This is a genomic window from Mesorhizobium sp. M1E.F.Ca.ET.041.01.1.1, assembly GCF_003997355.1.
Classification (GTDB): domain Bacteria; phylum Pseudomonadota; class Alphaproteobacteria; order Rhizobiales; family Rhizobiaceae; genus Mesorhizobium.
This window is the reverse complement of the sequence record NZ_RZSL01000402.1, coordinates 1-5,733: the sequence shown is the minus strand read 5'-3', so window position 1 is coordinate 5,733 and position 5,733 is coordinate 1. Positions and strand designations below refer to the sequence as shown.

The 5,733-nt window shown below is 64.2% G+C and carries 5 protein-coding genes; 2 read left to right on the top strand and 3 right to left on the bottom strand.

Annotated elements, in window-relative coordinates; translation table 11 throughout:
• On the top strand, window positions 1-1,178 hold a 1,178-nt coding region (locus tag EOA38_RS25955; RefSeq protein WP_145966066.1), incomplete at its 5' end, for a flavin monoamine oxidase family protein.
• On the opposite strand, the gene EOA38_RS25950 is transcribed toward EOA38_RS25955, so the two are convergent.
• The 3 genes from EOA38_RS25950 to EOA38_RS25940 are packed head-to-tail and all read right to left on the bottom strand — an operon-like array spanning window position 1,142 to window position 3,988.
• The gene (locus EOA38_RS25950) at window positions 1,142-2,215 is read right to left on the bottom strand and encodes an ABC transporter ATP-binding protein (RefSeq protein WP_127300578.1); all 1,074 of its coding nucleotides are present in this window, start codon (window positions 2,213-2,215) and stop codon (window positions 1,142-1,144) included. The two genes, EOA38_RS25955 and EOA38_RS25950, sit on opposite strands and share 37 nt — an antisense overlap.
• Before the next feature lie 37 nt (window positions 2,216-2,252).
• The gene (locus EOA38_RS25945; RefSeq protein ID WP_127300577.1) at window positions 2,253-3,074 is read right to left on the bottom strand and encodes an ABC transporter permease; all 822 of its coding nucleotides are present in this window, start codon (window positions 3,072-3,074) and stop codon (window positions 2,253-2,255) included.
• Entirely contained in the window at window positions 3,071-3,988 is a 918-nt protein-coding gene (locus EOA38_RS25940; protein ID WP_127300576.1) for an ABC transporter permease, read from the bottom strand. The genes EOA38_RS25945 and EOA38_RS25940 overlap by 4 nt, the downstream gene beginning before the upstream one ends.
• Window positions 3,989-4,274: 286 nt before the next feature.
• Between EOA38_RS25940 and EOA38_RS25935 the strand changes: the two genes are divergently transcribed.
• On the top strand, window positions 4,275-5,693 hold the full coding sequence (locus EOA38_RS25935; protein ID WP_127300575.1) for an aminotransferase: 1,419 nt from the start codon (window positions 4,275-4,277) through the stop codon (window positions 5,691-5,693).
• Window positions 5,694-5,733 lie beyond the last annotated feature (40 nt).

The following is a 5,733-nucleotide window of genomic DNA, read 5'->3' as shown; positions in this document are numbered from 1 at the left end:
GTGTGGAAGCCATGCGAAACGGGCTCGGTGAGCTCATCGACAGCGGCGGCCAGTTCCTGTGCGAGGACATGCCGGAACTGATGGCGTTGGCCAAGGCGCGCGGCAAGACATTCGTCGAGACCTATGTCGATGGCGAATTCATTACCCACCCGTCGATGTCCGTCGAGGAAGCCGAGCGGACCTACCGGATCGCGATGGCGATCCGCGAGCGCATGAACGGGATCGCGCCGGACGATCCCTCGATCACCGGGCTGACCGTCGCGACATGGCTCGAACGCCAGAAGGACATGGCCGACGCCAAGGCCGCCTTCCGTTCGATGATCGAGGGCCTGTGGTGCCTGGCGCTGGACAAGGTGCCGTTATGGTACCTGATCGACAACGATCGCCGCATCACCAACGAGGTGTTCGAGCTGCAGTATTTCTTGCGCGAGACCATGCAGTCGCTGGCCGACGATCTGGCAGGTGACCTCGGCGACCGGCTGCGGCTGGGCGAACCGGCGACACGGATCGAGCACGGGCAGCAAGGCGTTCGTGTCGTCTCGGCCCGCGGTGTGATCGAAGCACGCAAGGCGCTGATCGCTCTGCCGCCGGCGACGGCGGCGAAGCTCGAATTCGCGCCCGCCTTGCCGGCGGAGCTTGCAAAGGCTCTGGGCGTCTGGGAAAGCGGCGCGGTGATTAAGATCCTGGTGCGCTATGCCAGACCATTCTGGCGCGAGCGGGGTCTGCGCGGCATGGTCATGTGGCGCAACCAGCCGGGGCTGTTTGCCTGCGATGGCAGCAAGGATCTCGACCATGCCGCGCTTATCGTCTTTGTCGGCGGGCCGCTCGCGCTGCGCTGGCACGAACTGGGCCAGACAGCGCTGCGCGCCGAGGTGACGGCGAGGCTGGTGAAAGCGCTCGGCCCGGAAGCGGCGGACATCGTCGATTTCAACCTGCGCGACTGGACGCATGACCGTTGGAGCGGCGGCGCCTACAGCGACCTCATCATCGACGCCACGGCGAGAAACGCCGAACGCACCATCCTTGCCGGCGCGCCGCCGGTGCATTTCGCGTCGTCGGAAGTGTCGCCGTCCTTCCCCGCCTATGTCGAGGGCGCGATCGTGGCCGGGCGCATCGCCGCCGGGAAGATCTTGGCTGATCTTCAGTCCGCCATCGCCACCAGCGCTTCGGGATCGTAAGCGAGGCGGATCGGCGCGCCGACCGGAATGTCGTCGGCGCCGAAATCATTGGTCTCGGTCACTGAGAGCGGTTTTTCCAATCCCGGAATCTCGACGATCAGATGCGTGATCTCGCCGAAATAGTGGCGCTCGACCACTTTGCCGGCGACCTCGAACTTTGCTGTCGCATTGTCCCACAAAACACGCAGCCGCTCCGGCCGGATGCCGAGCGTCGCCGCGCCGCCGTTGCGTACGAAGGCTTTCGGCTTGTCGGTTTTCACGCGGCCGAAGCCAAGCGTGTCGACAACCAGCGAAGCGCCGTTCTCCTCGACGATCTGGGCTTTCACGAAATTCATGCCGCCGAGGAAGTCGGCGACCTGGCGGTTGACGGGACGCTGGTAGATTTCCTTCGGCGAAGCGACTTGCGCGATGCGGCCGCCGAACATGACGGCGATGCGGTCCGACATCGCGAGCGCCTCATACTGATCGTGCGTGACCAGCACGAAGGTGATGCCGACCGCCTGCTGCAGCCGGCGCAGCTCGACCTGCATCTGCTCGCGCAGCTTCTTGTCGAGCGCCGAGAGCGGCTCGTCCAGCAGCAGCACCTTGGGGCGCATGACCAGCGCGCGGGCAAGCGCCACGCGTTGGCGCTGGCCGCCGGAGAGCTCGGTGGCGCGGCGCTTGCCGAGGCCGGTCAGCGACACCTGCGCCAGCGCCTCCTCGACGCGGCGTTTTTCTTCGCCGCCATGCAGCTTCAGGCGCTTCAGCCCATAAGCGACATTCTGCTCGACATTGAGGTGCGGGAAGATCGCATAGCTCTGGAATACCATGTTGGTCGGCCGCCGGTTGGCGGGGATGCCGTCCATCGGCTGGCCATCGACGGCGATCGACCCGCTGGTCGGCGTGTCGAAGCCGGCGATCATGCGCAAAAGCGTGGTCTTGCCGCAGCCGGAAGGCCCGAGCAGCGAGAAGAACTCGCCTTCCAGGATGTTGAGCGAGGCATCGTCCAGCGCCTTGAAGGTGCCGTAGCTGCGCGTGACGTCGCGGATCTCGATCATGGTGCGTTCCGATTGGGTGCGCTTGGATTGGACCCGCTCAAGCATAGAGGCCTCCCTCGCTCTGGGTGCGTCTGGCCGCCCGGCGGCGCAGGATTTCGGCAAAGGTCATCAGCACGAAGGACGCCACCAGCAGCAAGGTACCGAGCGCCAGCACGCCGGGCAGCTTGGCCGCGAAGCGCAGCTGGCCCCAGATGTAGATCGGCAGCGTCGCCTCGGTGCCGGTCAGGAAGAAGGCGATGATGAACTCGTCGAGCGAGATGGTGAAGCAGACGAGCAGGCTGGAAATGATGGCCGGCGCCACCATCGGCAGCGTCACCCGCCGGAAGGTGCCGAAGGCGCTTTCGCCGAGATCGGCGGAGGCTTCCTCGAGGCTGCGGTCGAAACCTTCGAAACCGGAGGTCAGCACCGTCATCGAATAGGGGATGCAGACCAGCACGTGGCCGAGCACCACGGTGAAAAGCGACAGGCTGAGGCCGAGCTGCAGCATCACCAAGAGCATCGAAATGGCGACGATCACCTCGGGCAGCACCAGCGGGGCCATGATCAGGCCGTTGATGGTGCGGCGGCCGGGATAGCGGTAGCGTGTGATCGAACGGGCGGCGAGGATGCCGAGCACGGTCGACAGGATCGAGGCCGAGACGCCGACCAGAAGACTGTTCCAGGTGGCGTCGATCAGCGCCGGCGTGCGCGGCAGGTCCTCATACCAATGAAGCGTGACGCCGGAGAGCGGGAATTTCGGCGTCGCCGCGGTGTTGATCGAGAAGATCGGCAGGAAGATCACCGGCAAATAGAGAAAGGCGACGTAGAGGATGGCGTAACTCGTGAGCCAGCTTGGCAGGATACGTCGCATCGCCGTCATCGCGCCAGCCTCTGGATAGCGCGGATGATCAGCACGGTGGCGCCGGCCATCAGCGAGACGATGACCATGGTGGTGACGGAGAGCGCAGCACCCAGCGGCCAGTTCGACGCCTTGCCGAACTGCGCCTGGATAGCGTTGGCGATCATGACGCCGTCCTTGCCGCCGACCAGCTTCGGCGTGACATAGTCGCCGACGGTCGGGATCATGACGATCAGCGCCGCCGAGATGACGCCGGGCGCCGACAGCGGCAAGGTCACGCGCAGGAAGGAGCGCAGCGGCCCGTCGCCGAGGTCGGTCGCCGCTTCGACAAGCGTGCGGTCGACCTTCTCCAGTGAAACGAAGATCGGCAGGATGGCGAAGGTCGCCCAGGCATGGGTGAGCGTGATGATGACGGCGCTGGAATTGTAGAGCAGCGCCGTCGACGGCTCGTCGATGATGCCGAGCCCCATCAGTCCGGAATTGAGCACGCCGTTATAGCCGAGGATCACCTTCCACGACATCACGCGCAAAAGGTAGCTGGTCCAGAACGGGATGGTGATGAGGAACAGCCAGAGGCTCTTGTGGCGGCCGCCATGGAAGGAAATGAAATAGGCGATCGGATAGGCAAGAGCCACGGTGAGCAGGCTGACCGTCAGCGAGATGTAGAGCGAGCGCCAGAGCAGGTCGCGATAGATCGGCTCGGTGAGCGCGATCCGGTAATTCTCCAGCGTGAAGGTGTGGTCGATGGTGAGGTAGTCCTGCGTCCAGAAGGAATGGGCGATGACGACCAGGATCGGCAGGACGAGCAGAATCAGGGCATACACGAAAGTCGGGCTGATCAGGGCGAAGCCCTGGACGGCTTCCGATTGCAGAAGGGGGCTTCGTCTCGATCCCGTCATGCGCAACGGGCGCGTCCCTTCGGCAGCCGCCGTCATTGCAGCGCTCCGGGCGTGATTTCGGTAGCTGGCTCGGACTGTCCCGCCATGCGGCCTTCCCATTAACCGGCGCCGTGTTCCCAATTCTTATGCCTCGAGCAATCGCTCGCTGGCTTGCCGGCTTTCGTTCATCATGAGCGTATCCGCCGATTGAAATCAAGCGCTATTTCTGTAATATTGATTGAACGGACATTCAAAATGATGTGACGAAAAGCCGAATTTCCCTGGTTTTCCGCGCTGTTTGATGTGCGACGAAATTTTTGCAACCCGATGATGTGAGGCGAAGATGGCGGCTCAAAGCAAGATCAAGGCAAGCGAACTCATCGAGCCTGGCGATGACGATGCGGTCGAGCTCGCCAAGCGCCATCTCGTCCAGCCCTGGCCCTATGCCGGCTCGGTCGGCGCCGAGGCGCGCACGCTGATCGGCGAGGGCGACGGCATCTACATCACCGACGCCTCCGGCAGGCGCCTGATCGACGGCCCGGCCGGCATGTGGTGCATCAATGTCGGGCATCGCCGCGAGGAGCTGGCGAGGGTGATGCTCGACCAGGCGATGGCGCTCTCCTACAACACGCCCTGGTATACGATGAACGCGCCCTCGGCCGAGCTTGCGCGCCGCATCGCCGATGCGGCGCCGGGCGACCTCAGCCACACCTTCTTCACCACCGGCGGTTCCTCGGCGGTCGAGACGGCGCTGCGCTTCATGCAGTTCTACAACAATGTGCGCGGACGGCCGGAAAAGAAGCTGATCCTCAGCCGCGGCGGCGCCTATCACGGCTCGACCTATCTGTCGGCTTCGCTCAACGGCCGCCCGCGCGATCACGACTGGATGGACGGCGCAAGCGATCTCGTGATCAAGCTTTCCTCGCCCGATCCGTTCCGCCGGCCCAAGGGCATGAGCGTTGCCGCCTTCACCGACTTCCTGGTCGATCAGTTCCGGGACACGATCGCGCGCGTCGGCGCCGACCGCATCGGCGCCTTTGTCGGCGAGCCGGTTCAGGCCTCGGGCGGCGTCATCGTGCCGCCGGACGGGTATCTCAAGCGCATCTGCGAGATCTGCCGCGAGAACGACATCCTCTATGTCTCGGACGAGGTGGTGACCGGTTTCGGACGGCTCGGCCATGTCTTTGCCTCTGGCGACGTGTTCGGCATCGATCCGGACATGATCACCTTCGCCAAGGGCGTGACATCAGGGTATTTCCCGCTCGGCGGCGTCATCATCTCGGAACGGCTGCTGGAGGAGCTGCGCCGGTGCAACTATCCGGACGCGCTGTTCGGCCATGGCCTGACCTATACCAGCCATCCGATCGGCTGCGCGGTGGCGCTGAAGAATCTCGACCTGCTGGAGGACGGTGTGCTCGCCCACACGCGCGAGATCGCGCCCTATTTCCAGGCGCGACTGAAGACGCTGGAACAGCTGCCGCTGGTCGGCGAGGTGCGCGGCGTCGGCCTGATGGCTTGCGTCGAATGCGTGGCCGATCGCGAAAGCAAGGATCCGCTGCAGCTCGACAAGGATGTCGGCAAACGCATCGACGCGCATTGCCACGAGCTCGGGCTTTTGGTGCGGCCGCTGATCAACATGTGCGTGATGTCGCCGCCGCTGATCATTTCGCGGGAGCAGGTCGACGACATGGTCGCCATCCTGCGCGAGGGTATTTCGCGGACTATGGATGATTTGCGTAAAGAGGGGGTGTGGCGGGGGTGATTGGCCAATCTCCCCTCTTGAGGGGGAGATGTCGCCGAAG

Coding starts and splice junctions, on each gene's coding strand:
- EOA38_RS25950 (WP_127300578.1), bottom strand. CDS start 2,215: ATGATCGAGATCCGCGACGTCACGCGCAGCTACGGCACCTTCAAGGCG.
- EOA38_RS25945 (WP_127300577.1), bottom strand. CDS start 3,074: ATGACGGCGATGCGACGTATCCTGCCAAGCTGGCTCACGAGTTACGCC.
- EOA38_RS25940 (WP_127300576.1), bottom strand. CDS start 3,988: ATGACGGCGGCTGCCGAAGGGACGCGCCCGTTGCGCATGACGGGATCG.
- EOA38_RS25935 (WP_127300575.1), top strand. CDS start 4,275: ATGGCGGCTCAAAGCAAGATCAAGGCAAGCGAACTCATCGAGCCTGGC.